The 23,054-nt window shown below is 69.9% G+C and carries 22 protein-coding genes and 2 pseudogenes; 15 read left to right on the top strand and 9 right to left on the bottom strand.

All coding sequences use genetic code 11. The features are described from left to right. Positions 1-156: 156 nt before the first annotated feature. On the top strand, positions 157-297 hold the full coding sequence (locus ACFYYB_RS41185) for a VOC family protein (protein ID WP_389443703.1): 141 nt from the start codon (positions 157-159) through the stop codon (positions 295-297). A 66-nt stretch (positions 298-363) separates the two neighbouring features. Here ACFYYB_RS41185 and ACFYYB_RS41180 read toward each other — a convergent pair whose 3' ends face one another. After that, entirely contained in the window at positions 364-651 is a 288-nt protein-coding gene (locus ACFYYB_RS41180; protein ID WP_389443701.1) for an STAS domain-containing protein, read from the bottom strand. Next, positions 651-4,829: a SpoIIE family protein phosphatase gene (locus ACFYYB_RS41175; RefSeq protein WP_389443699.1), complete on the bottom strand. Its 4,179-nt coding sequence runs from the start codon at positions 4,827-4,829 to the stop codon at positions 651-653. The genes ACFYYB_RS41180 and ACFYYB_RS41175 overlap by 1 nt, the downstream gene beginning before the upstream one ends. A 213-nt stretch (positions 4,830-5,042) precedes the next feature. On the opposite strand from ACFYYB_RS41175, the gene ACFYYB_RS41170 reads away from it, so the two are divergent. From ACFYYB_RS41170 to ACFYYB_RS41160, 3 genes are all read left to right on the top strand, one after another. Continuing rightward, entirely contained in the window at positions 5,043-6,368 is a 1,326-nt protein-coding gene (locus ACFYYB_RS41170) for a PP2C family protein-serine/threonine phosphatase (protein ID WP_389443697.1), read from the top strand. Beyond that, positions 6,365-6,721, top strand: coding sequence for an STAS domain-containing protein (locus ACFYYB_RS41165; RefSeq protein ID WP_389443695.1), 357 nt, complete (start codon positions 6,365-6,367; stop codon positions 6,719-6,721). The genes ACFYYB_RS41170 and ACFYYB_RS41165 overlap by 4 nt, the downstream gene beginning before the upstream one ends. A 215-nt stretch (positions 6,722-6,936) precedes the next feature. Then, positions 6,937-7,302, top strand: coding sequence for an ATP-binding protein (locus tag ACFYYB_RS41160; RefSeq protein WP_389443693.1), 366 nt, complete (start codon positions 6,937-6,939; stop codon positions 7,300-7,302). Positions 7,303-7,645: 343 nt separating this feature from the next. On the opposite strand, the gene ACFYYB_RS41155 is transcribed toward ACFYYB_RS41160, so the two are convergent. Beyond that, a complete protein-coding gene (locus ACFYYB_RS41155) occupies positions 7,646-7,864 on the bottom strand; it encodes a hypothetical protein (RefSeq protein WP_389443691.1) in 219 nt (72 codons plus the stop codon). A 367-nt stretch (positions 7,865-8,231) separates the two neighbouring features. Here ACFYYB_RS41155 and ppk2 point away from each other — a divergent pair, with 367 nt between their 5' ends. Beyond that, a complete protein-coding gene (gene ppk2, locus ACFYYB_RS41150; protein WP_389443689.1) occupies positions 8,232-9,191 on the top strand; it encodes a polyphosphate kinase 2 in 960 nt (319 codons plus the stop codon). Between the two features lie 108 nt (positions 9,192-9,299). On the opposite strand, the gene ACFYYB_RS41145 is transcribed toward ppk2, so the two are convergent. After that, positions 9,300-9,653: an STAS domain-containing protein gene (locus ACFYYB_RS41145; RefSeq protein WP_389443687.1), complete on the bottom strand. Its 354-nt coding sequence runs from the start codon at positions 9,651-9,653 to the stop codon at positions 9,300-9,302. Positions 9,654-9,978: 325 nt separating this feature from the next. On the opposite strand from ACFYYB_RS41145, the gene ACFYYB_RS41140 reads away from it, so the two are divergent. After that, a complete protein-coding gene (locus ACFYYB_RS41140; protein ID WP_389443685.1) occupies positions 9,979-10,257 on the top strand; it encodes a hypothetical protein in 279 nt (92 codons plus the stop codon). A 724-nt stretch (positions 10,258-10,981) separates the two neighbouring features. Here ACFYYB_RS41140 and ACFYYB_RS41135 read toward each other — a convergent pair. Beyond that, positions 10,982-11,752, bottom strand: a complete 771-nt coding sequence (locus ACFYYB_RS41135; protein WP_389443683.1) for a hypothetical protein — start codon at positions 11,750-11,752, stop codon at positions 10,982-10,984. A gap of 1,503 nt (positions 11,753-13,255) precedes the next feature. Here ACFYYB_RS41135 and ACFYYB_RS41130 point away from each other — a divergent pair. Beyond that, positions 13,256-14,104 carry a hypothetical protein gene (locus ACFYYB_RS41130; RefSeq protein ID WP_389443681.1) on the top strand — a complete coding sequence of 283 codons (849 nt, stop codon included), beginning with the start codon at positions 13,256-13,258 and terminating at the stop codon, positions 14,102-14,104. A gap of 72 nt (positions 14,105-14,176) precedes the next feature. On the opposite strand, the gene ACFYYB_RS41125 is transcribed toward ACFYYB_RS41130, so the two are convergent. Next, positions 14,177-14,419: a hypothetical protein gene (locus tag ACFYYB_RS41125; RefSeq protein ID WP_389443679.1), complete on the bottom strand. Its 243-nt coding sequence runs from the start codon at positions 14,417-14,419 to the stop codon at positions 14,177-14,179. Positions 14,420-14,580: 161 nt separating this feature from the next. Between ACFYYB_RS41125 and ACFYYB_RS41120 the strand changes: the two are divergent. The 5 genes and pseudogenes from ACFYYB_RS41120 to ACFYYB_RS41100 all read left to right on the top strand — a co-directional run. After that, a pseudogene (locus tag ACFYYB_RS41120) lies at positions 14,581-14,766 on the top strand (hypothetical protein); the annotation flags it as partial. A gap of 254 nt (positions 14,767-15,020) precedes the next feature. Beyond that, entirely contained in the window at positions 15,021-15,290 is a 270-nt protein-coding gene (locus ACFYYB_RS41115) for a hypothetical protein (protein ID WP_389443677.1), read from the top strand. A 346-nt stretch (positions 15,291-15,636) separates the two neighbouring features. After that, on the top strand, positions 15,637-16,425 hold the full coding sequence (locus ACFYYB_RS41110) for an MEDS domain-containing protein (protein WP_389443675.1): 789 nt from the start codon (positions 15,637-15,639) through the stop codon (positions 16,423-16,425). Further along, positions 16,422-17,384: an anti-sigma factor RsbA family regulatory protein gene (locus ACFYYB_RS41105; protein WP_389443673.1), complete on the top strand. Its 963-nt coding sequence runs from the start codon at positions 16,422-16,424 to the stop codon at positions 17,382-17,384. The genes ACFYYB_RS41110 and ACFYYB_RS41105 overlap by 4 nt, the downstream gene beginning before the upstream one ends. A gap of 64 nt (positions 17,385-17,448) precedes the next feature. Further along, positions 17,449-17,925 carry a hypothetical protein gene (locus ACFYYB_RS41100; RefSeq protein WP_389443670.1) on the top strand — a complete coding sequence of 159 codons (477 nt, stop codon included), beginning with the start codon at positions 17,449-17,451 and terminating at the stop codon, positions 17,923-17,925. A 13-nt stretch (positions 17,926-17,938) separates the two neighbouring features. On the opposite strand, the pseudogene ACFYYB_RS41095 reads toward ACFYYB_RS41100, so the two are convergent. After that, positions 17,939-18,031, bottom strand: a pseudogene (locus ACFYYB_RS41095) (IS5/IS1182 family transposase); the annotation flags it as partial. Between the two features lie 8 nt (positions 18,032-18,039). Between ACFYYB_RS41095 and ACFYYB_RS41090 the strand changes: the two are divergent. The 3 genes from ACFYYB_RS41090 to ACFYYB_RS41080 all read left to right on the top strand — a co-directional run bounded on the left by ACFYYB_RS41090 (position 18,040) and on the right by ACFYYB_RS41080 (position 21,048). Further along, positions 18,040-18,681, top strand: a complete 642-nt coding sequence (locus ACFYYB_RS41090; protein ID WP_389443668.1) for a replication-relaxation family protein — start codon at positions 18,040-18,042, stop codon at positions 18,679-18,681. 409 nt (positions 18,682-19,090) lie between these two features. Then, positions 19,091-19,924, top strand: a complete 834-nt coding sequence (locus ACFYYB_RS41085) for a hypothetical protein (protein WP_389443666.1) — start codon at positions 19,091-19,093, stop codon at positions 19,922-19,924. Positions 19,925-20,538: 614 nt separating this feature from the next. After that, a complete protein-coding gene (locus tag ACFYYB_RS41080) occupies positions 20,539-21,048 on the top strand; it encodes a hypothetical protein (protein ID WP_389443664.1) in 510 nt (169 codons plus the stop codon). Positions 21,049-21,105: 57 nt separating this feature from the next. On the opposite strand, the gene ACFYYB_RS41075 is transcribed toward ACFYYB_RS41080, so the two are convergent. Both ACFYYB_RS41075 and ACFYYB_RS41070 read right to left on the bottom strand, forming a co-directional pair. Beyond that, positions 21,106-21,351 (bottom strand): hypothetical protein, encoded by a 246-nt coding sequence (locus ACFYYB_RS41075; protein WP_389443662.1) that lies wholly within the window; start codon positions 21,349-21,351, stop codon positions 21,106-21,108. A 221-nt stretch (positions 21,352-21,572) separates the two neighbouring features. Then, positions 21,573-22,601 (bottom strand): magnesium and cobalt transport protein CorA, encoded by a 1,029-nt coding sequence (locus ACFYYB_RS41070; protein ID WP_389443660.1) that lies wholly within the window; start codon positions 22,599-22,601, stop codon positions 21,573-21,575. Positions 22,602-23,054 lie beyond the last annotated feature (453 nt).

The following is a 23,054-nucleotide window of genomic DNA, read 5'->3' as shown; positions in this document are numbered from 1 at the left end:
GTGGATGATCACTTTCCGGCGGGCGCCGGAAAGTCTCCCCCCGCCTACCCAGTCAACGCCGACCATGCGCCCCCGGCAACGCGAGCCGAGCGCGGGCCGGATGTTCCGTTCGCGATGCCATGACCGGTCCCCGCGCCCAGGACGCGGTGCGGACGCATGGGACGTCGTTCCGACGGGGAGAGCGAGCGGGCCCGCGCTCTGGGCGCGACGGTCGAGGAGCCCCACCCTCGAGAGGGGGTACGCGTCCTACGCGACCCTCACGGTCATCTGTTCTGCCTCTTCCTTCTCGGCACCTGACCGGCCCGCAACGGATGCCGAGCCGTGCCGGGCGCCGTGCCCCGGTAGACCTTTCCGGTCACGGCACTAGATGCCGTGGACGGTGGTGAGGTCGGTGAGGCCGGAGATGGTCAGGACGGGCTCCAGGAGGGGATTGGCGAGGAGTTCGAGGCGGTCGGCGTGCGGGAAGAGGACGCTGAGGCCGGCGCTGTCGAGGTACTCCACACCGGTGAGGTCGAGGACCAGGGGGCCGACCGTGCCCGCCAGGGCGGCGGCCAGCTCCTGGGTGTTGCTCATGTCGATCTCGCCGACCGCGGTGAGCAATGCGGCGCCGTCGGGCCGCCGTCCGAGGGTGAGGGTCAGGGGCGTGGTCATCAGGCGATCCTCGTGTGCATGTCGACGGTGGTTCCGGACGGGCCGGACGTGATGGTGACCTGCTGCATCAGCGCACGCATCAGGGCCATCCCGCGGCCGCGGTGCGTGTTGAGCTCCGGCTCCGGTGCCTTCCAGCGGCCGGTGTCGGCGATGGTCAGGTGCAGATCGTTGACGTTCGCCTCGGCCCGGAACTGAATGGTGCCTCCGGCGGCGTCACGGTGCCCGTGTTCGATGGCATTGGCGCACGCCTCGCCCGCGGCGACCAGAATGCCCTGCGCGGTGGCGGAGGGCAGATCGCACCGGTCGAGCCATCCGCGCAGCGTCTTGCGTACGGGCGCGAGCTGGGAGGATTCGGCGGGGAAGGACATCTCCAGGGGGGCAGGGTGGCGGTAGAGCAGCAAGGCGACGTCGTCGTCGTAGCCGTCGACGGGAGCCAGCCGCGACATGACGTCGGTGGCGAGGTCGTCGATCGCTGTGTCTCGGCCGTCCTGGAGGGCCTTGCTGGCCTGGTCGATGCCCGCGCTGAGCGGGCGGCGGCGGCGTTCGACGAGCCCGTCGGTGTACAGCAGCAGCGTGGAGCGGGCCGGTATGGTGCAGGCGCCTTCGGGGCGTCGGGTTCCGGGCCGGACGGCCAGGGGCAGTGAGCGGCCGTCCTCCAGGAGCCGGGTGGTGCCCTCGGGCCGGACGAGGATGCCGGGCGGGTGGCCGGCGCTGGAGTACGTCAGCTGCCCGGTGTCGACGTTGAGGACTCCGCAGAAGACGGTGGTACAGGCCGCGCCCGGCACACCGGCGGCGAACTGGTCCAGGGCCATCAGCGTCTGGGCGGGACTGGCGTCCTGCAGCAGCAGGGCACGACAGGCGCTGCGCAGCTGACCCATGACGCTGGCGGCTTCGAGCCCCCGTCCCACGCAGTCGCCGACGACGATGCCGATGCGGCCGTCGGGCAGGGCGACCGTGTCGTACCAGTCACCGCCGACCTCCAGCGGCTGGGTGGCGGGCTCGTAGCGGACGGCGAAACCGGCGGGCAGCTGCGAGGGGCCGAGGATGGCGCGCTGCAGGGCGATGGCCGTCTCGCGCTGCTGGTCGATCTGGTGGGCGCGGTTGAGGCCTTGGGCGAGGTGACCGGCCAGGAGGGACAGCAGCAGTTCGTCCTCGCCTGTGAACGGCCGGTTCTCGCCCAGGTCGATCCACAGGGCGAGCGGCCCGTCGGGGAACTCCAGGAGGATGCCGGCCCCCGTGGGGTCGGCGACCGGGGTCAGGACCGGCCCCCGGCGTAGCTCCTCGAGCGCCTCCCGTCGTCCGGCGGGCAGTTGCGACCAGGTCAGACGCGCGTCGGTGGACGTCAGCGCGGGTTCGTCGCCCCGCTCGAAGACCGCCGCCACGACCCACCGGCCGCGCCACAGCTTCTTCAGTTCCTGCAGTGCGCCGGCCAGAGCCTCGGGCACGCTCGTGGCCCGGGACAGGCACGTGCCCAGGGCGGCCAGGGCGCTCTCGCGCTGGATGGCGTAGTGCTCGGCGGTGACGTCCCGGAAGGTGCCGACGGTCACGCGGCGCCCGGTGTCGGGATCGTCTACCTGGTTGAAGGTGGCCGTGACCCACAGCCTGTGTCCGTCGCGGTGGGTGATCGGAATGGTGTACGAGCCCTTCGTGCTGCCGAGCAGCAGGGCGAAGGCCTCCTCGACCTGCTGGTGCGCCACCGAGTCGGTGGCGGGGTCGGGCCACCACGGGTGGATGGGCCGGTAGGGCAGGCCTTCCGGTCCGTAGCCGAGGATGTCGCTGAACGAGGTGTTGATCTCGATGACCGCGCCGTCCTCGTCGCATACGAAGAAGGCCTCCTGCAGGGAGTCCACCAGGGCGGTCCGCCAGCGGACGTGGTGGCCGCGCAGCCGTGCCAGCTCGATGTTCGCCCGCACCCGGGCGAGGAGTTCCGCGGCCGCGAAGGGCTTGACGAGGTAGTCGTCCGCGCCGGCCTGCAGGCCTTCGATGGATGCTTCCTGTCCGGCCCGCGCGGACAGCAGCAGCACCGGAACCGAGGCGGTGCGGGGGTCGGCCCGCAGCGCCGTGACCAGGGAGAGGCCGTCCAGGTGGGGCATCATGACATCGCTGACCACCAGGTCGTAGGCCTTCGCGCGGATGGCCCCCAGAGCCTGTCGGCCATCGGTGACCGCGTCGACCTGGTAACCGGCGCCGTGCAGGAGGCGTACGAGGTACTCGCGCATGTCGGAGTTGTCGTCGGCGACCAGGAGGCGTGACGTTGGGGCCGTAGCGGGGGACGTCCTGGCGGCTTCGGCATCCGCGACGTTCTGGATCCGGGCCTCGACGGGCGAGGCCTGGCCGTGGTCGCGGGGCAGCCAGCGGAGGGCCTCCTGCACGAAGGGGGCGGTCGCGGTGGGGCCCGTCCCGGAGCCCGGCTCCGAGAGGACGGCGTCGGCGGGCAGGTGCGAGGACCCGAAGGGCAGCCGGATGGTGAACCGGGTGCCCCGGCCCTCCGCGGATGTGGCGCTGATCTCGCCGCCGTGCAGCCCGACCAGTTCCTTGACCAGGGCCAGGCCGATGCCGCTGCCCTCGTTGGAGCGGGAGCGGGCGTTCTCGATGCGGTGGAACCGTTCGAACAGCCGGGGTATCTCCTCCGCCGCGACACCGATGCCGGTGTCGTCGACGGTCACCACGGCCGCCCCGTCCACGGCGTCCACCGCGACGCGGATCGAGCCGTCGAAGGTGAACTTCAGCGCATTGCTGAGCAGGTTGAGGACGACCTTCTCCCACATGGTGCGGTCGATGAAGACCGGCTCGGGCAGGGGAGAGCAGTCGACCCGGAAGCCCAGGCCCGCTTTGTCGACCGCGGAGCGGAACACGCTGGCGAGCTCACCGGTGACCTCCGCCAGGTTCACCGGCTCGTAGGACGCCTGCATGCGGCCGGCCTCGATGCGGGAGAAGTCCAGCAGGGTGTTGACCAGTTTGCCCAGCCGGAGTCCGTTGCGGTGGATGACCTCCAGCTCCTCGTGCACGCCCGCGTCCACGGCCGCGAGCCGGTCCCGCAGTTCCTCCACAGGCCCCATGATCAGCGTCAGCGGCGTACGGAACTCGTGGCTGATGTTGGAGAAGAAAGCCGTCTTCGCCAGGTCCAGCTCCGTGAGTTCCTCCGCGCGCCGCTGCTGCGCCTGGTAGCTGCGGGCGCTGGCCACCCCGGTGGCGACGTGACCGGCGACCAGTTCCACGAAGCCGCTGTACCCGTCGTCCAGGGCCCGGTACCGGTTCAGACCGACCACCATGAAACCGTACGGATTGCCGCCCTGCTGACGCAGCGGCACCACCAGGGCCTGCAGGGGCGCCTCGGCCCACTCGCCGGTCGGCAGGTCCGCGAACACGTCGCCGTCCAGGGGCAGTACCGCGGACTCTCCCCGGGCCGCGGCAGCCGTCGGCCACGGGGTCTCGGAGTCCGCCGGAAGGAGCTTCACCGCGGCCGGGTGATCGTTCCCGATGCCGGTGGCAGCGGCCAGCGTGGCGCTGCCGTCGTCCTCGAACAGGTAGGTCAGGGTGAAGGGCAGATCGTGCGGGTTGCCGCTCAGCTGCAGCCGGGCGAAGTCGAGCATCTCCTGCTCGGTGCGCACCACGCTGGGGTCGGAGCCGAGGTCGCGCAGCGTGGCCATCCGCCGTTCGCCGATGACGCGCTCTGTCTCCTCGCTGACCACGCAGAGCATGCCGACGACCTCACCTGTGTCGTCGCGCAGCGGACTGTAGGAGAACGTGTGGTAGCTCTCCTCGGGGTATCCGGAGCGCTCGACGAACAGCAGCAGGGCCTGGTCCCACGTTGCCTCGCCGGTGGTGAGCACCGTGTCGATGCGGGGGCCGATGTCGTCCCAGATCTCCGCCCAGACCTCGCTCGCCGGCCGTCCCAGCGCCCACGGGTACTTCCGGCCCAGGGTGTCGCGCCGGTAGGCGGCATTGCAGAAGAAGGTGAGTTCCGGTCCCCAGGCCATCCACATGGAGAACTTCGAGGACAGCAGGATGCTCACGGTCGTCTTCAGGCTCTGAGGCCAGTTATCGGGGTTGCCGAGCGGGGTGGCCGCCGGCCAGTCCACCCGGCCCAGATCCCGGCCGACCGCCTCGTCGGCGGCGAACACACCGGCCCCGACGGCCGCCGCCGTCTCGCGCGCGGCATCCTCGGAACGCGTCACTGCTCACCCCTCGTTGTTCGAACTGCCGATGTCCGGGTAGACGGCCGGCATCCATTGTGCTGCCACTCCGTGTGCCGTGGTGGGCTTTGCGACCCCCAGCGGCCCGTAAGGCTGACGGACCATCCGGAGGGAGACCGTTGACGTGATCCGTAGGATAGGACAGCCGAGCCCGGGACCACGAGGTACGGCCAACCAGGCGGGCCGGGAGGCCATGTGACGGCAACCGAGTACACCCTCCACCACGGGGCGGCGCAGGAGGGGTCGGACGAACGGGGCAGGCTCGCGGCGGTGCGCCGCTACGCGGCCCTTGACACCTCTGCGGACGCGGCCTTCGACAGGATCGCGACCCTCGCGGCCCGTATCTTCGGCGTCCCCATGGCGACCGTCGCGATCGTGGACAGCGACTGGGTGTGGCTCAAGGCCGCCCACGGCCTTGGGGGCGTCAGGGAGGTCCCCCGTGACCAGAGCGTGCTCTGCTCCCTCCCGCAGGAGGGGCCGTACGTGGTCACGGACGCCCTCACCGACCCGCGCACCACCGTCGGCCCCGCCGTCCAGGGCCTGCCGGGAGTGCGTTTCTGCGCCGCCGCGGCGATCACCACGTCCGACGGCCACCGACTGGGCACCGTCAACGTGCTCGACACCCGCCCGCGCCACCCCACCGGCGACCAGCTGGCAGCCCTCCAAGAGCTGGCCGCGCTCGTCATGGAGGAGCTCGAACTGCGCTTGAGCGCGCAGCACATGGTCGCCGCCGAACGCGCGCGCCGGGCCGACGCCGAACGCCTGGCCCGCGCTCTCCAGCGCACCCTGCTGCCGCCGGCCCTGCCCACGGTTCCCGGATTGCAGGCGGCCGCCGCTTACCACACGGCCTCCGCCGACGAGGTCGGCGGCGACTTCTACGACCTGTTCCCCCTCGACGACGGCCGGTGGGCGTTCTTCCTCGGCGACGTCTGCGGCAAGGGCGCCGAGGCCGCCGCACTGACCTCGCTGACCCGCTATACCCTGCGCGCCGCAGCCATCTACGACCCGGACCCCCGTACCGTCCTGGCCAACCTGGACACGGTTCTCAAGGGCGAGCACCAGGGCGACAACCCCCGTTACTGCACTGCGGTGTTCGGCGTGCTCGACGCCGCCTCCGACGGGTCGTTCACGGTCACTCTGGCCGGCGGCGGACACCCCCCGGCCCTGGCGGTGCGCGCGAACGGCACCGTCGAACCGGTGTCCACCACCGGCGGCCAGCTGGTCGGCATCCTTCCCGACCCGCACTTCGCGCAGGCCACCACCCGCCTGGCGCCCGGCGACGCCCTGCTGCTGTACACCGACGGGCTGACCGAAGCCCGTGCCGCGGACGGCAGCATGCTCGGCGAGGAGGGGCTGGCCCGTCATCTGGCCACCCGGCCCGCCCGAGGAGCTGACGTCCTGCTGGCGTCGGTGCACGAGCTCTTCACCGATCTGGGATCGGGAGTGAGCGACGACACCGCCCTGCTCGCCCTGTCCGTCCCATACCGCCATACCCGGCTACCAGCCCAGGAGAACAGGTGACCCACCGCACCCTGACCACCAGTCGGCGCTCCCACCCGAGGGGCGCCACCGTACTGGGAGTGGTCGGCGAGCTCGACCACCACACTGCACCGGAGCTCACCGGGGTGATCGAGGAGACTCCCTTCAGTGCCGGCGTCCCCGTACTGATCGACCTCTCCGAGCTCGCCTACTGCGACTCCACGGGCATCACCGTACTCATCGGCGCCTACCACCGCGCGGAGAAGGCCCGCGCCCCCTTGTCCCTCGTCGGGCTGAATGCCGACCTGATGCACGTCTTCCGCATCATCGGCCTCAACCAGCTCTTCACCTTCCACCCCACCATCGAGGCCGCGGTCGAGGCCCTCCAGCCTTAGAGAACCCCCAGCAGAACGTCTTCGAGGTGGTTGCCGGGTACCCGTTCCGCGCCTCGGGGACGTGCGTCTGGGGCTCCGGGCGGAGGCCTGGGTTGCTCCGTCGTGTCCATGAAGCCGGCGGTCCCGAGGAGGAACCGTCGGCGGGGTGGGTGGCGTGGAGCAGAGGGGGAAGACGAGCGGTGAGAGGAGCGATGATGCCAGGGACCTCGCAGAGCATGGCCGGACTCAGGTGCGCGGACGCCCGTCAGGTCGCCCGGGAGGCCCTGTCCGTCCGTGGTGCGGGGGAGCGGCTGGTGGACGACGTCCTGACGGTGGTCGCGGAGTTGGTGAGCAATGCGATCCGGCACGCGGGCGGCGTGACCGGCTTCGGCATTCGGCATCTCCCCGATGCGGTGGCGATCGAGGTGTCCGACGCGTCCCCGGTCCTTCCCCGCTCGCCGGGCACTCCGGTCGCGGTACCGGGAGGGTTCGGCTGGCTGCTGGTCAACCGGCTCGCCTCCCATACGGAGATCACGGCCGGCCACAATGGAAAGACGATCACCGCGTACGTGCCGCTCACGGTCGCAGCCACCGACGCGTGACGCGCACGCATTCCTCCTCGTAGCACCAGGAGTTCAGGGGCGACGCGGTAGCAGGAACGTGCCCGAGACCCCCAGGAACGGCGGCCGGCTCCCCGGAGGCGGGTGAGAGCGGACGCGAGGGACCTCGAGCACGCCGGTTTCCCCGTACGTGTCCTCCGACTGGTCAGCGCCGCCGCCTCGTCGAGGACCTGGTCCAGGCCCTCCCGTACGGGAAGCCATTGAGGCGCCCGCGCCGTGACGTGAACCAAACCGGTCGCGCCGACCGCAGCGAGTAGCGGGGCCCCACACGTAGGGGTGGATGTGCACTCCGCGAACCGGCCGAGCAGGCCCCGACCTCCGGCCGTCAGTCGGTCGGCTCTTGGGGCTTGGCGTTGCCCGGCCCGGCTGCGGGCTGCTCGCCCTTCTCGCTCCCGTCCTCCCCGGATCCCTTGTGCTGGGGCCGTCCGGTCGCGCCCGGGAGGTCGGGGGCACTCGGGCCGAAGGGGGGTAGGTCCGGGGTGACTGCGTCCCGCTTCTCCGGAACGCGGTCCGGAAGTTCAGGCTCCGTTGGTGCACTGTGCATGACAGGTCTCCTTGCGGGTGGCTGGGGCGGACTCCGGCAACGGGAAGTCGTAGGGGCGGCGGAGCCGGGCTCGGCGGGAGCGCCGGCCGCGTGGTGGCGGGGGGATGCCACCACGCGGCTCGGGCCCGTTCGGGATCCCGCGCCACTCACTGACTGCCACGAGCTCCCTCATCCAGGCTTTTCGCCGGGATCCAGCCCCGCAAACGGGCGGCACCCGTCCATTGCTCTGGGAATCGGGCACAGGCGGCCGGGCGGGTGCCAGGCCCGGGCGAGCGGTCCGGTTGGCACGACCGGCCACGGGTAGGCGGGGCATGGGCAGCGCTCGGCGGTTCACGCTGTGGCGGCCCCCGAGGGGACGGCGTAGGGGATGACCGATGAGGCGGACACGGGACAACCGGAAGAGCTCTTGGCCGGGCTTCGGGTCGATGCGAGCCGACCCGAACAGCCCGTCCTGCTCGATGGCGCGGGGCTGCCGATCCGGACGTGGCGCGAGAATCACCCTTACGACCGGAGGCTCCGGCGGGTGGAGTACGAGCGTGCCAAGCGGATCCTGCAGATTGAGATGCTCAAGCTGCAGAAGTGGGTGAAGGAGACCGGTGCCCGGGTCGTGGTGGTGTGCGAGGGCCGCGACGCCGCGGGCAAGGGCGGCACCATTCAGCGGTTCACAGAGCGCCTCAACCCACGCGGAGCCCGGGTCGTGGCCCTGGACAAGCCCACCGAGCGCGAAGCGGGCCAGTGGTACTTCCAGCGCTACGTCGGCCACCTCCCGGCCGCCGGCGAGATCGTGTTCTTCGACCGCTCCTGGTACAACCGCGCAGGCGTGGAGAAGGTCATGGAGTTCTGCACGGACGAGGAGTACAGGCTCTTCCTGGCCCAGTGCCCGTCCTTCGAGACGATGCTCGTCGAGGACGGAATCCACCTGGTCAAGTTCTGGTTCTCCGTCTCGCGCGCGGAGCAGCGCACCCGCTTCGCCATCCGCCGCGTGGATCCGGTCCGCCAGTGGAAGCTCTCGCCGACCGACCTCGCCTCCCTCGACCTCTGGGACGACTACACGGCGGCCAAGATCGCCATGTTCCGTGCCACCGATACGGACGACGCCCCCTGGACCGTCGTCAAGAGCAACGACAAGCGCCGGGCGCGGCTCCAAGCCATGCGCCATCTGCTGTGGCGACTGGACTACGCGAACAAGGACCCTGACGCGGTGGGCATCCCGGACCCTCTCATCGTTGGCGCCGCCGACACCCTCCTGGAAGCGGGCGAAGAGACCGCGGACCTTTCCCCGACCCCGCTCGCCGCCCGTCTGTCCGGTCCCGGTGAGCACCCCTGAGGAGCCAGGCGCAGGGCTCGCGTCGAGGTGTCCCGGGCGGATGACTCGGACGGGGTGCTGGGTAGGTGTTCGTACGCCGCTGCTCAGGCGCTGGTCACGGCAAGGCGGTCAGTCGGACGTGCCGGGGTCCGTAGTGATGTGGAAGAGCTGTTCGGTGCCGGTGAGTTCGAGGAGTTTGGTGACTTGCTGGTTGGGGGCGTGGAGGGTGACGCGGCGGCCGTGTGCTTCGGCGGTGAGGCGGGCCCGAAGGATGGTGTTGAGGCCGGATGAGTCGCAGAAGGTGAGTTCCGTCAGGTCGAGGACGACTTCGGGCGGACAGCCGGGCTGGGTGATCAGGGTATGCAGGGCATCTTGGAGCAGCGGGGCTCGGTCGATGTCCATCTCGCCGCCGATGCTGACGATCACTTGCTGCCCTTGCTTCTCCACCGTTACGGGCGGAACGCGGTCCTGCGCTTCTTCCATGTGTACAGCCTAGAAGGATGTTGGGGCGGTGGCCAGATCCTTCCAGGTCAGCCGGTCTCTTGCTGTCGGCCGGAGTGTGCGGAGACGGTGCGGGCTGCGGGTGGTGAGGCCGTCGAGGTCGTTCTCGGGCTGCTGCGGGAGGTGTCGGAGCTAGATCGCATCACTGGTACTCGGCGGAGCGGACGCCGATACGTCGTCGTCCCGGTTTCGATGCATCCTCCGGTCACTCTTCGGTGTAAGCCCTCCGGCATCCCGACGGGAATGTCGGAGGGCGTACGCAGGGCGGTCATACCGCCGAAGCAGTCCAGGTCCCAGGAGCATCACCATGAACACCTCTGGCAACGCAACCCCTGCCCGCGCACGCTGGGACGACGGTGTCTCCCGCAGCCGCACCAGCATGGTCTGGGCCGTGTGGGGCCTTGGCGCGGCCTTCGTCATCGGATCGGTGATCCTTCTCGTCGGGGCTTTCACCGCGGACTCGATGGCGGGGGAGAGCTGGCAGCCGGCCGGCGTGCTCGGAGCGATCGGGCTGTCCCTCGGCGTCGTCTTCGTGATCTGCGGCGTGCTGGCCCGGGCCCTGGTGTCGAAGCAGGCCCACCCGTGAGTCCGCGGCACCCGAGTACCTGATCCATATTGGCTTGGTTCACGAGTCGGATTTCGTGAGCAAAGCCACCCCCGGGTGGAGCGGCGGCCCGTCAGCGGGCGTGGTGGGGGAGGGCACGCTGGTGGGGAAGGCCGCCGTGCCGAGGTGTGGTGGGACGGTGGGTGGTCCGGTCGCGTCGGCCGGGGATGGGGTTGCGCCGGGCGGGCTGGCTGGGCCACGACGCGTTCCTGTCCTCCCCGGCCTGGCCGGCATTGCGGTCGACCTGGGCTGCCTCGACGCCAAGGGCATCGACGTCGCCCGGATCCTCGTGGATGCGCACGCCGGGGGAGCGGGCATCGGCCACGCCGTCACCACCGCCGCCGCCCACTCACCCGCTCCCGCTCCCGCTGCCGCTCCGGAGGCGACCGCCGCCCCCGCTCCGGCTGGCACCCGAGTCCCGGCGCCCAACGTCGCAGGTCCTGTTTTCCTGCTTGGAGCCGGTGTACCGCTGGGCCCAGTCACCGGAGGCCGGCTCGTCCACCACACTGATTGCAGGCGTCCCAGACGCGGGAATGTCGATCTTGACAGGTGATCAGGCGAGGAGCTGTTCGCCGAACCGGAGGTGAGCGCCGAAGCGACTACTGTCGTGGGTCGCCAGAGGATCGCCGAAGGCGGCTCACCTGCTCAGCAGCTACAGGGGCGGGGTGAGACGTGGTTCTGGCAGTGGATGGCCCGGGGCTGCCGGTCAGTCGGTTGAAGTGGCCCGTGTTGCCTCGTGCGCCTCGGTGAGGGCTCGCTGTCGGATGTCTCCGAACAACTGGATCGTCGTAGCACCCAGGATGTCGTCCCTGCCGACGGTCCGGGCATCCCCCGTGCGGGAGTACAGGGCCGGGATGGATTCCTTGGAGAACGGGGACGGGGTCGGTGCTCCTGGCAAGACGAGGGCGACCGTGCCGTACCGTTTCACCCCGCCTTCACGGACGACCATCACCGCGTCCCGGGCGAGGTCGGTCAGGAAGTTGCTCGCGAGCCCGTCCAGGTCGCGGACCAGCGCCGGGACAGCCCTCAGCCCCTGGCATCGCAGCAGTTTCTTGACCTCGCCCTCGAACCTGTGAGCACCGACCATGGAACTCAACTTGCGCGACTGCCTGCGCCTGGCGTCCACAATGACTCCCTCGGCGTCATAGGTGACACCGTTCAAGCCCCTGAACGTGGGACTATGGGCGTACCACTTGGACCCCACCTCGACTTCGACGTTGCGGCTGATCGATGAGACAAGGTCCGCGGGAAGCAGCTTCGTCCGCGTCTGCTCAGCCGCCACTCTCCTGCATCCGTCGACGATCTCCGTCAGCACTGTCCGCACCACCGACGCGGCCGCGTGCGCGGCCGGTCGGGAGACGTGCATGGAGGTCACGTCCCTGAACACCCTTTTGGCGAGAGAAGGCGTGAACGGCAAGGCTTCTATGTCCGATGCGGGCGCGGGACTGATTTCGGGACGTGTGGGCTGTACAGGCATCGGAAGGAGCACTCCCCGTTGTCGGACTGGTCGAAGACACACACGTCCAGGACAGGCGGCGGTCAGGTATGTCCCGTCACGGCCCGCTCCTTTGGGCGGCCCTCAGGTGCAGGCCAAAGCCTTGCATCCTCCACTGACACCCGCCCGGCGGGGGAGCAGACGCCGGCTCTCCGGTTGCTCGGAGCTGCCTTACGAGGCCAGGCAGCCGACCGGAACGCCAGCCCGCAGAGTGAGCGCACGGGTAACGCTCCCAATGCCATCCGCCATGGTCTCGGTCCAACCTGGGTGGCGTCATCGGCCAGTGCTCGCCGAGCTTCGAGGCCATGGACCTGAGGATCCGGGCGAGGCCGCGGGCATGATTCCAGTTCGCGTGAACGCCGTGGGCCGAAGGGCCAGCGTCGACGGTGAACGTCCACTCAAGCAGGGCAGCACCCGCCAGTTCGGTGCGCGGGCTGGAGGGGATCTGGGAAACGTGGGCGTGGAGCTCGTTTCCGGCGGTGATCAGGTCGTCGATCAGGTGAGCCACGGCCTAAGCGTCCGGCCGTTGGTCGTAGGACGCCAGAGCCCGCGCTGTGAGCTCCTCGATCGTCCGTGTCTTGCCGGGCTTCATGCTGGGTGCTCTCTATCGTCGTCAGCGGGTGGTAGACCCAGCCTGACGCTCTGGGGAGGCCGGAACACTCACAAATCTGTGAGTACCGATGAGTGCCACAGCCCGATCCAGCGAGCCAGCCCACCAAGGCGGTCCGTGTCTCGCCGGGACGTGTGCACCAGACCGCGGATGGTCTCCCGGGTACCCGGGAGGTGCCGTGTCCGCTCCGGGGCGACGCGTCGGGCCTGCGCCAGATCCCCGGCCGCGTGCAGGTGGCGTCACGTGACTCCACCTGTGAGTCGGCGACCAAAACTCACACGGCGTCACATGACGGACCCACAGGGCGTCATGTGACGGCTCACGAAGCATCACGTGACGCCCCGACCAGGTCCCACCAAGCTCCTCACCACGAGATGGTTGACGTCGTTGACTTACCTCAAATAAATACTTCCGCCTCGCGAGAAAAAGCCACGCGTAGGCGGCATTGCGTCAACGCCCTGGTAGCGGCTGCGGCCGAATACATGCAAAGGCGGTGGCTGGTGGAGGTCTCGCAGGTCCACCAGGCCCACGCCTCGCGGCGCCCGCTGTCCGGAACAGGGAGCGCAGGACCGGCTGACCCGCACCCCTCCATCGGGTTCTACCGGCGGCCGTTGCCCTCCATGACGCTTCGGCGGTGCCCCGATGTCCTCGCCGCCGTTCGGCGCGCGGCGCCTGGGTACCCGATGGGGTTGTGGGGCAGAGAAGTTCGTACGCGGCGATGCGGGGCGAAGTAGCGTCATTGGCCGGTGTGACGTCCTTTCAGAGGAAGCCAGGTGAGCATCGTGCGGGATCGGCTCTTTTCCTTCGTTCCGTCTTCTGCCTCCCGCCGTCCGGGGTCTGGAATTCGTCCCCGGCACGGGCGCTCCGTCGCGGCCGTGACGGGTGTGCTCGCGCTCGTCGGCGGCGCGTTGGTCGCTTCTCCGGGGACGGCGTCGGCCGCGACGCTGCACACCGTTCGCTTCACCCGGCAGGGGTCCGACGCGGGTTTCCGCGTTCCCGCCGGCGTCACGCTCCTCGACATCGTCGCCATCGGCGCCCGCGGTGCCGGCGCGGAGGCCGCGGGCGGCAGCGGCGCGAAGGTGGTCGGGCACAACGTGCCCGTCGCGCCCGGGCAATCGCTCAACGTCTACGTGGCGCCGCAGAACACCGGCGGCGCCAGCTACGTCGGCACCTGCGCCATCGGCCACGACCCGGGCTGCACGCCGACCGCCGTCACGGCCACCGATCCCCGCATCACCGTCGCCGGAGGCGGCGGCGGATCGGGCCGGGCCCTCGTCTCGCCGGGGAGCTGGTCGCGCGGGGGGAACGCGGCGGCTGCTCCGTTGGACGGTGTGAACGGGGGCGTGTACATGGGCGGGGTCTACTACCCGGCGCAAGGCGGCAGGCACGGGGCGCTCGGCGGCGCCGGGGGCATCGGGTTCCACCATGACGCCTGGGGTGGCTGCGGGTCGTTCCCGGCCGGAAGCAACGGGACTCCCGGCTTCGGCGGCCCCGGCGGATCCCTGCTCTTCAGTCTCAGCGGCGGCCGGGGCGGCGACGGCTGGGTCGGGGGAGGCGGCGGTGGAAGCAGCATCGCCTTCTGTGACGACGCCGACTTCTTCGGAGCCGGCGGCGGTGGGGGATCCAGCTACTCACGAGCGGCGGCAGGCCCCGCGACCGCGGCGGTCGACGGCAGAGGCAACGCCCTGGCACCGTCCGTGACCATCCAGTACTACACCCCCTAAGTGCAGCACGCCCCGGGCCGTTTTGGTCCGGGGCTTCGTCGGCTTCGTCTTGTCGTGCACCGGGAGCAGTTCTCAGGCGTCGGGGTCGTGTTCGTACAGGCAGCGGGCGAGGTCGTCGAAACAGAGCTGTGCCCAGGTCCGCAGGGCGGCCGTGGAGCTTTCGTCGAGGCCGTAGGCCGTGAACTCTGCGTCGTGGATCCAGTCGACGCCGGCCAAGCGACTCTGGAGGTCTTGGGGGCTGAACCGGCCTCGTGCGTGGCGGCGGCCGAACTCTTCGAGGTCGGGGGTGGTCCAGCGGCGGGAAGCGGCGTACACGTCGAGGAAGTCGCGGGCGGCACCCCGGTAGGCGAGGGCTCGGACCCTTGGTGCCGATCACGTCCTCCTCGGCGAGGACGGGCCCGTAGGCGCTCTGGGCGATCGGCCGACCCTCAACCTCGGAAACCAATTCCAGCCAGCTAACGCCCAAGGGGGTCAAGGTGAGTCACACCACGCCACCGCGACCCTTCGACGTCGCAGATCTCGTCCCTCAACTGGCCCCCTTGGCGCGCACAGCAACGCGCCTGCCCCCCGCCCCGGATCCCCTACATGGCACGACAGCTCTGTCGGCGGGCCGCTGCTTTGGCCCGCCGACAGAGCCCTGGCCGCACTGCGAGGAGCCGCACAACTTCTTCCTCCAGTCCGGTGGACCCGCGCTCGCGAGGCTGTGGTGGACGGTTGGCGTGGGCGAAGGCGCGTCGGAGTCCTGGCGCTGGCGGAGGAGGAGGTCCTCCCCGTCTCTCGCCAAGGGGGGCCTTAGGGCCGGGCCCGCAGCCGGGCCGCACGTGCTTCCAGCGGCTCACCCTCGTATCCGGCATGGATGCCGGTGGCCGGTGGCAGGCTCCGACGGGTCGAACGCGGCACGTCGGAGGGGCAGGGCATGAGGTTGAGCCGTCGGGAACGGATCGCCTCGGACGGCTTCCTCCTCGCCGCCGGGGTCACCGCGGCCGGCTGGGGCGCGGCGCACTACGGCTTAGACCGGACCGCTCACCTGGCCTTCTCTCTGATCCTGATCCTGGTGCTCGTCACGGCCTGCCGCACCGTGTTCCACGGCCTGCCCCTCGTACGGCTCCCACAGCCACGCATTCCAGCGTCGGAGGAAGTCCGCCGTCACGCGGCCCGCCAGGCAGGCCTCGACCCCGACGCCTGACACGAGCTGCGCCGCGCCGCCGCTTCCACGGCCCACCCTGCCCCGGGCCGCCGCCCCGGAGCCGATCAGGATGACCGTGTCGGTCTGGTCCCGGCTGATGGCTGGCTGCCCGAAGTCTTGAACGAACGCCCGGGCGGCCTGGTGCGCCTGGACAACGGCGGAGGGGCCGGCAACCGCAGTCGGCGAAGGATTGATCCTTCGTAGGCCGGGCAGGTGGCAGGGTGTGAGACGTCCGACTGCTGGTCGTTCTCCGGCTGGTGTCATGATCGCCGGGTATGGTGCTGTACCCGGTCCGAAGTGGCGGGCCCGACGGTTGGTAGGGGGTGTGGTGCGGACGGCGCGGACGTTGGCGGCGCTGGACGAGGTCGTGCTCGGTGACCACGTCTGCTGGTTCACGGAACCCTCCGCCACCCTCTACTACTCGGATATGCGCGCGTACCTGGCCGACGGTGCCCTCTACGGGGACAAGGTCGTGGTGATCAGGTCTTCGGGTGGCGCTGCGTTCTCCCGCGACTGGGTGCCCGCGAACTCGGTGGTCCTCGATCTGCCGGGCTCCGCGGCTGCGGAATCGGTGGTGACCGCGGCGCGCCGGGAAGTCCGTACCGCTGTCCGTCAGGGATTCCGCTCGGTGCGGGTTCTCGCCGAGCGTCCGCCTGCGACGGCGCCCGGGGGAGTCGAGGAGCTGCTGGACTGGGAGCTGAGGCTCGATGCGTTCGCGGCGGAGAGCGGCGCTATCGTCGTGTGCGCGTTCCGGCCGATGCTGTGGGAGGCCCCGGCGCTGGAGCGGGTGGCGTGCGTGCATCCGCACGAGGTGGGCAGACGGGCGGTGCGTCCGGCTTTTCGGATGTTCAGTACGGGCGCGGACGAGTGGAGCGTGGACGGCGTGATCGACTCGGAGGGCGCGGACGCGTTCAACGCCGCCGTCAGGGCCGCGCTCGCGCACAGCCAGGCCATGACGCTGCGGTTCGATGCCCTGGAGATGATCGATGCCGCCGGCATGCACGCGCTGGTGGATGCGGGCCGTCACCTCCCGGACCGCCGGATCTTCGTGGCAGGCGCGAACGAGACGGTACGCCTGTGCTGGAACCTGGCGGGATACGCGAGCTCACGCGTTCCGGTGGTGCTGACGCCATGACCACGACCGTGCCTCCGGCCTCGTCCGGCCCCGCCCCGGCCCCCTTCCGCCACGAGCTCTACCCCTACCGCGGCGAGCAGGAATTCCTCTCCGGGACCCTTGGCTTCATCCACGAGGCCCTCGAGGGCGGTGAAGCGGTCGTGGTCGCCGTTCCCTCCGCCAAGACAGCCCTCCTGCGCGGCGAGCTCGCGGGCGAGGGAGCCGTCACCTTCATCGACACGGCAACGGCAGGCCCCAACCCGGGCCGGCTCGTCGCGGCCTGGGCGACCTGGATGACCGAGCGTGGTGAGGGCAACCGTCCCGTACGGGGTATCGGCGAGACGTCCTGGCGCCAGGCACGCAACCCCGCACACCTCGCGGAGCTGCGCTACCACGAATGGCTTCTGAACAGGGCCTTCGCGCGCAGTACCGCTTGGTCGATGCTGTGCCCCTACGACGACACCGACCAGGACCCCGAAGCGCTGGCCGCGATCTCCCGCTGCCACCCCCTGATCCGCCGCAACGACAAGAACGCTCCTAACGAGGACTACCTCGCGGGCGAGGACTACGTGTTCGAAGCCCTGGCCGGCCCCCGCGCCCCGTCCTTCGAGCTCCGCTACACGCGCGGCGACCTGGCCCTCATCCGCTCGAAGGTCTCCCGGAGCGCGTCCGAGGCGGGCGTGCCCGAGGGCGGGCTGGCCCAGCTCGCGGTCGCGGTCACGGAGATCGCGACGAACAGCATCCGCCACGGCGGCGGCCACGGAACCTTGCGTACCTGGACCCAGAACGCCACGTTCCTGTGCGAGTTCCGCGACGCCGGCTACATCAGCGATGTGATGGCCGGCCGCACCCGGCCCTCCGAAGGCCAGATCGGTGGCCGCGGGCTCTGGCTCGCCCACCAGCTCTGTGACCTCGTCGAGATCCGCTCCACCCGCGACCACGGCACCATCATCCGCCTCCACATGGACGCCGAGCACTAGGTCGTGTCCGATGGGTCGTGGAATCGCTTGGGCGTAAGCGAAGTGGTGCGGCGATGATGTGCGGGTGTTCTACGAAGATCTCAGCGAGTACGACTACCAGGACGAGGATGCGTTCACGGACAGGGAGTCGGGCGTCTACGCACTCTGGTATCGCCCGCCGTACACCCGCCTGAACATCGGTTGGCTGGAAGCCGGCAAGCCGTACTCGACGGGGGCGGTCCCCACGGTGTTCGTGGAGAAGCTGAAGGCTGTTCAGGAGGTCCAGTGGATGAACGTCTGCCTCGGGGTGCACGCGTGTGACCTGTGTCTTGCGGATGAGGCTCCGGAAGGAAACGGCGAGGTACGGATTCCGGGCAGGCCCGGCGTTGCTTATGCCGCTCCGTTCCTGATCACGCACTACGTCACAGCCCACGGCTACCGGCCGCCGCAGTCCTTCGTGGATGCCGTTCTCACTGTCGACCTCGACGCATGGGCCGCCACACGGTGGCCCGACGTCCCCTTTCCCTGGGTTCCGGGTGATGCGGAACGGATGCCGGAGTAGCGGCGCGCGAGGCTCACCTGCGCAGCCAGAGCCGTATCCAGGCCACGGTGACCGTCCCGTGGAAGACGTAGGCCCGCTTGTCGAAACGGGTCGCGACCGCACGGAAGACCTAAGGTGGCGGGACAGAAGGCTCTGGCCGCCGGTAATGAGCTGCCGCCGCGTCCGAAGGCCGGCACCGGAGCGAAGGCCGTTCGAGCCGGACTAGGCCCCCATGGCCTCGCGGTGACGGACATGATCCTCGCCTATACCGACACGGTCCTGTCCGGAGACCGCGCCTGCCTGACCGACTGGCAGGTGGAGGTCAACCACACCATCAAGCAGACCGGCCTGTCCTTCAACACCGACGCCGTCCTCGCCGTGCCCACCCAGACCAGCGAGGTCCGCCTCTTCGAACTCGACAACGGCACCATGTCCCAGGCCCGCCTCGCCAACGAGGTCTGGGACTACGAGCGCTACGCCGGACACCGCGTCTGGGAAGGAGCCCGCGGCACCATCGGCGTGACGTACCCGTTCTGGCAGCGCCACCGCTACACCCGCTCTGAGCGCTTCCCGCTGCTCCACGTCGTCCTGGCGGGCAAGGAGGAGCACCTGCTCGACAACCGGCGGCGGGCGCTCACCGCCGACGTGAAGGGCATCACCGTCGCGGTGTGGGTGAACACCATGCCCCGGCTGCAGCGCGGCGAGCCCTGGTACGAGACCGGTGTCGACGACCCGGACCGGCGCCGTCGGCGCTACCCCGAGCCCGTCGGCCGCTGATCGGCGATGGGCAAGCCCACGGGGAGCCTGGGCAAGCCGTCCCGAAGACTGGCTAGCCCACCCTGGCCGGGCCCTGCCGGTAGAGCGGCGCCGGCCACGGCCACCCGGCGCTGCCGGGCGAAGCCGCAGCTGCCTCGTGACCTGTTGCTGGCTCGGGTGGGAGTGAACGGGCTGGTCACGGGGGGTGTTGTCAGACGCGATTGGCAAGATGGAGGACATGAATGTCACGCCTGTCACTCCACCACGGCCGATCGATGTTGTCGCGGTCTTTCCCCAACTGGCCCCGTTGGCCCGCACGGCGACCCGCCTGCACCCCCGCCCTGGGGTGCCGACGTGCCACGACAGCTCGATCGGCGGGCCACTGCTGTGGCCAGCGGGGGAACCTTGGCCGTACTGCGAGGAACCGCATGTGGTGGATGGCATCAACCCATCCCGGTCTCCGGCGGATCTGCGGCTGGAACGGCGCATCTTTGCCGCCTCACATGGCCGGGACATGACTCCGGAGGAACTGGAGACCCTCGATCGGATCCATCCCCCTCGGACGTATCCGGTGAGGCTGTCGGTCCAGTCGTATGACGGCCCCATAGCGATGCTGCCCATTGCGCAGCTGTACGCACGAGATGTGCCCGATCTGAGCCCACCGGAGGGCAAGGACCTTCTCCAGGTTCTGTGGTGCCCCTTCGACCATCCGATCATGCCCAGGACCCTGCTCTTCTGGCGTTCCGCAGCCGCCGTCACCGACGTCCTCGACACGACCCCCGAGCCGCCCGCAGTGCAGTTCGACAGCTACCTACCGGACCCGTGCGTGCTCGAACCGGAGCAGATCACCGAGTACCCGGACCATCTGGAACTGAGCGAACAACTGCAGGAGCAGCTCAGGCAGTGGAGCGTGCCGCAGGCAGCAGAGGAGGACATGGACCCGGACACGTACTACGACTGCGTGCTGTCCAACGCACCCGGCTGGAAGGTCGGCGGCTGGCCCGCTTGGAACGCCACCGACCCGAGCCCGCTGCCCTGTTCGGAGTGCGGCACCGGCATGGAGGTCCTGATGACGGTCGCCACGTTTGAGGAAGGGGACGACGCCGGGAAGAGCTGGTCTCCGTACCCCCACCCAGGTGCTGGACCGTACCCCGGCCACCGCGGCTACAACGCGACCGGGATACAGATAGGCAGCGGCTACCGGCAGCATCTGTTCGTCTGCCCGGCGAATCCTGATCACCCACACATCGAGCTGATGACGTAGCCCGTCCGTACGCCGCCGTGCTACGCGGCACAGGGGAGGCGCTGGAGATCCGGGTGGGCATGCGCCACGACCGCGCCCTGCACCGGGCCCACGTCTATGGCCTCACCCAGATCCTGCGTGACGCCGCGGCCAGCATCGGTGACCGGAGGGCGTCCGCGGCCAGTCGGTGCTTCCACTGCGACGGCACCGGGCGCGCCCGCCCGCTGGCGGAGCCGGCTGCCGGGCAAGCCCGAGTGACTGGGCAAGCCGTCCCGAAGACCGGCTTGCCCACCCGGGCCCGAGGCGCTCCGGCCCGGGTGGAATCGGTCACGGCCACCCCGGTCTTCCCCGAGAGAGCCCGGCTGACCGATGACCGATGACCGGGCAGCGTCTTGGCGGGAGTTGCTTGGACCGGTCACTGTGCTGACGTGCTGGTTGACCGATCGCGGGCGACGGATCGGTCACGCTCGGCTGCGCTGACCGGTCACGTTCCCTGCTGGGCAAGCCCTCGCCATGGAGGGCTTGCCCAGCGTCCGGGCCGCAGGAGGGGACGCCTCCCAAGGTCGTGGCAGCACCGTCTGGGACGCGGCGCCCCGGAGCCGGCAGAGGCCGCTTCGCGGCCGTACACCGGAGCCATGAGACGCAACAAGCAGTCCTACGCCGGGCTCGTGCCGAGCGTCCCGGGAGACATGTGGCATGCCCTTGCCTCCTTCCACGGGGCCCACGGCGAGCCCGTCGGCCGACTCGTACCCTTCGACCACCCCGACGCGTTCCTCTCCCTCACCCAGCCCGACGACATCGCCTTCACCGCGCGAGTGGAGCTGTCAGGCGGGGAGACGATGAGCCAGCTCCACCAACTGATCACGACGATCACCCGCAACATCACCTACGGACTAAGCACTGCCACGCCCGGGACCGCGCTGGAGATCATGGTCGGCAAGCGCCACCAGCTCGCCCTCCACGCTGGTCACGTCGACGGCCTCACCCGACTCCTGCGCGATGCCGTCGACAACATCAACGCCCACGGCTCCTGCGGAGGCGACGGATCGTGCCGCCACTGCCATGGCACCGGGCGGGCGTATCCCGTGTGGGGGGTGAAGGACGAAGAAGCTGAGCGTCCGGGCAAGTGGGCTTGCCCAAGGTGACCTTGGGCAAGCCCGGCCGCACGACGGGCTTGCCCAGAGCCATGGGTCCGCGGGGGGTCAGCGTCGGTGGCGCCAGTGCTGGTGGACTTTGAGGACCTCGTAGCTCCACGAGCTGTTCGGGCGCGTACCGGACGGGGGCTTCCAGCCGAGCTGTTCGGCCACGGCGGGGAAGCGGGGGTGCATTTGCCGGTCTCCGACCGTGACGAGCGCGGACAGGAGCGATTCTCCCTTGCGGCCGTCTTCGTCGACCAGCCACAAGAGGACGCACTGGTCGTCGGCGTGGAAACGGGGCAGGCCCGGCATGCGCTTGTGGATCTGAGGCCAGGTCGTGGTGGAGCCGGCCCGGGCGGTCTGCTCCAGCAGGGGCCGCAGCTCAGTCGCGAACTCCCACAGTTGCCCCCTTTCCAGGAGCGCCGGCTGTTCCCTGCGGGGCGGGCGACCCGCCGATGGCTGCAGGTCGACGCGGATCGAGGAAGAGCCGGGCTCTCGACCTCTGGCTGGCTGTTGGCCGGCCTGGGAAGGTGCTAGAGCCATTTGTTGCGGCGCAGGGCACGGTAGATGACCGTGCAGGCGCTCACCATGACGATCCAGACGGCCGGGTAGCCGTAGGGGGATTTCAGTTCGGGCATGTGCTCGAAGTTCATGCCGTACACGCCGACGATCATGGTGGGGACGGCGATCAACGCCGCCCAGGCGCTGATGCGGCGCATGTCGGCGTTCTGCTGGACGCCGAGCTGGGCGATGCTGGCGCTGAGCATCCCGGTGATCAGCTCGTCGAAGGACAGGATCTGCTCACTGACCCGCTGGTGGTGGTCGGCGACATCCCGGAAGTATGCGGCCACCTCCTTCGGAATCTGGGGGATGGTGCCCTCGCTGAGGCGTTGCAGGGCTGATGTCAACGGCATGACGGCGCGCTTGAATTCCAGGAGTTCGCGCTTGAGCTGGTAGATGCGGCTGGCGTCGACGGGGCGGTCGGGGGAGAAGACCTCGCTCTCCAGGGTGTCGACGTCACCGGCGAAGGCATCGGCGACCTCGACGTAGCGGTCGACGACCATGTCCGCGACCGCGTGCAGGACGCCCGCGGGCCCGCATCCCAGCTGCTGCGGGTCGTCCTGGAGCTGTTGCCGGACACCGTCCAGAGAGGGGGCGCTGCCGTGGCGGACGGTGATCGCGTACCCGGGACCGGCGAAGACCATGATCTCCCCGGTGTCGACGATCTCGCTCGTCGAGGTGACCTCCTCGTGGTCGACGTAGACGATCGTCTTCAAGACCAGGAACAGCATGTCCCCGTAGCGCTCCAGCTTCGGCCGCTGATGCGCGTGAACGGCATCCTCGACCGCGAGCGGGTGCAGACCGAACGCCTGAGCAACCTCCTGCAGCTGCTCCTCACTCGGCTCGTACAGGCCGATCCACGCGAACCGTCCCGCCTCCGGTTCGATCCGCTCCATGATCCTGCCCAGGTTCACCTGCCCGGGAATCCGCTTCCCGTCCTCGTACAACGCGCAGTCCACGACCGCCGACGGCAGGCCGCCGTTGCTGTGCTGCGCTTCCATGTGCTGTCCCTTCGCCTGCCGCCGAACAAGTACTGAGGCAACCTACCCAGGACCGTTTGCCTCACGGCCCTCGGTTTCTGCGGCTGTGGAGTGGACCGTGGAGCCGTCACAACGGACGGTCTGCCCGTTGATGCTGAACACCGGAGCGTCTTCCCACAGCTCCGGACCGGCGTGATGGCCGGCCGACGGACAGGGCCACTTTCGCCCGTCGAGGCGCAGGGCTGTTGTGCCGTCGTTCAGCTCGGACGGCCATCTCTTCGGCCGGGCCGAACTGCGCCGGCCCCTGCCTGCCGGCTGACCCGGATGAACGGCGCGTGCACATGGGTTGGGGGGGGGCCCCCCCCCCCCGGGGGGCGGGGCCCCCCCCCCCCCACCCAAAAGGGGGTATATTATGCCGTTGAATAAAAAAGGTCCGGCCGGGGGGGCCCCCCGGCGGCCACCCCCGGGCCCCCC

The organism is Streptomyces sp. NPDC002886 (assembly GCF_042888445.1).
Taxonomy (GTDB): domain Bacteria; phylum Actinomycetota; class Actinomycetes; order Streptomycetales; family Streptomycetaceae; genus Streptomyces.
This window is presented reverse-complemented; position numbering and strand designations above follow the sequence as displayed.

What these genes read in the sequence shown, in the direction of transcription:
- ACFYYB_RS41185 (WP_389443703.1), top strand. Translation starts at nt 157, where the DNA reads ATGGGACGTCGTTCCGACGGGGAGAGCGAGCGGGCCCGCGCTCTGGGC.
- ACFYYB_RS41180 (WP_389443701.1), bottom strand. Translation starts at nt 651, where the DNA reads ATGACCACGCCCCTGACCCTCACCCTCGGACGGCGGCCCGACGGCGCC.
- ACFYYB_RS41160 (WP_389443693.1), top strand. Translation starts at nt 6,937, where the DNA reads ATGGCCGGACTCAGGTGCGCGGACGCCCGTCAGGTCGCCCGGGAGGCC.
- ACFYYB_RS41155 (WP_389443691.1), bottom strand. Translation starts at nt 7,864, where the DNA reads ATGCACAGTGCACCAACGGAGCCTGAACTTCCGGACCGCGTTCCGGAG.
- ppk2 (WP_389443689.1), top strand. Translation starts at nt 8,232, where the DNA reads ATGACCGATGAGGCGGACACGGGACAACCGGAAGAGCTCTTGGCCGGG.
- ACFYYB_RS41145 (WP_389443687.1), bottom strand. Translation starts at nt 9,653, where the DNA reads ATGGAAGAAGCGCAGGACCGCGTTCCGCCCGTAACGGTGGAGAAGCAA.
- ACFYYB_RS41140 (WP_389443685.1), top strand. Translation starts at nt 9,979, where the DNA reads ATGAACACCTCTGGCAACGCAACCCCTGCCCGCGCACGCTGGGACGAC.
- ACFYYB_RS41135 (WP_389443683.1), bottom strand. Translation starts at nt 11,752, where the DNA reads ATGCCTGTACAGCCCACACGTCCCGAAATCAGTCCCGCGCCCGCATCG.
- ACFYYB_RS41115 (WP_389443677.1), top strand. Translation starts at nt 15,021, where the DNA reads ATGAGGTTGAGCCGTCGGGAACGGATCGCCTCGGACGGCTTCCTCCTC.
- ACFYYB_RS41105 (WP_389443673.1), top strand. Translation starts at nt 16,422, where the DNA reads ATGACCACGACCGTGCCTCCGGCCTCGTCCGGCCCCGCCCCGGCCCCC.
- ACFYYB_RS41080 (WP_389443664.1), top strand. Translation starts at nt 20,539, where the DNA reads ATGAGACGCAACAAGCAGTCCTACGCCGGGCTCGTGCCGAGCGTCCCG.
- ACFYYB_RS41075 (WP_389443662.1), bottom strand. Translation starts at nt 21,351, where the DNA reads ATGCCGGGCCTGCCCCGTTTCCACGCCGACGACCAGTGCGTCCTCTTG.
- ACFYYB_RS41070 (WP_389443660.1), bottom strand. Translation starts at nt 22,601, where the DNA reads ATGGAAGCGCAGCACAGCAACGGCGGCCTGCCGTCGGCGGTCGTGGAC.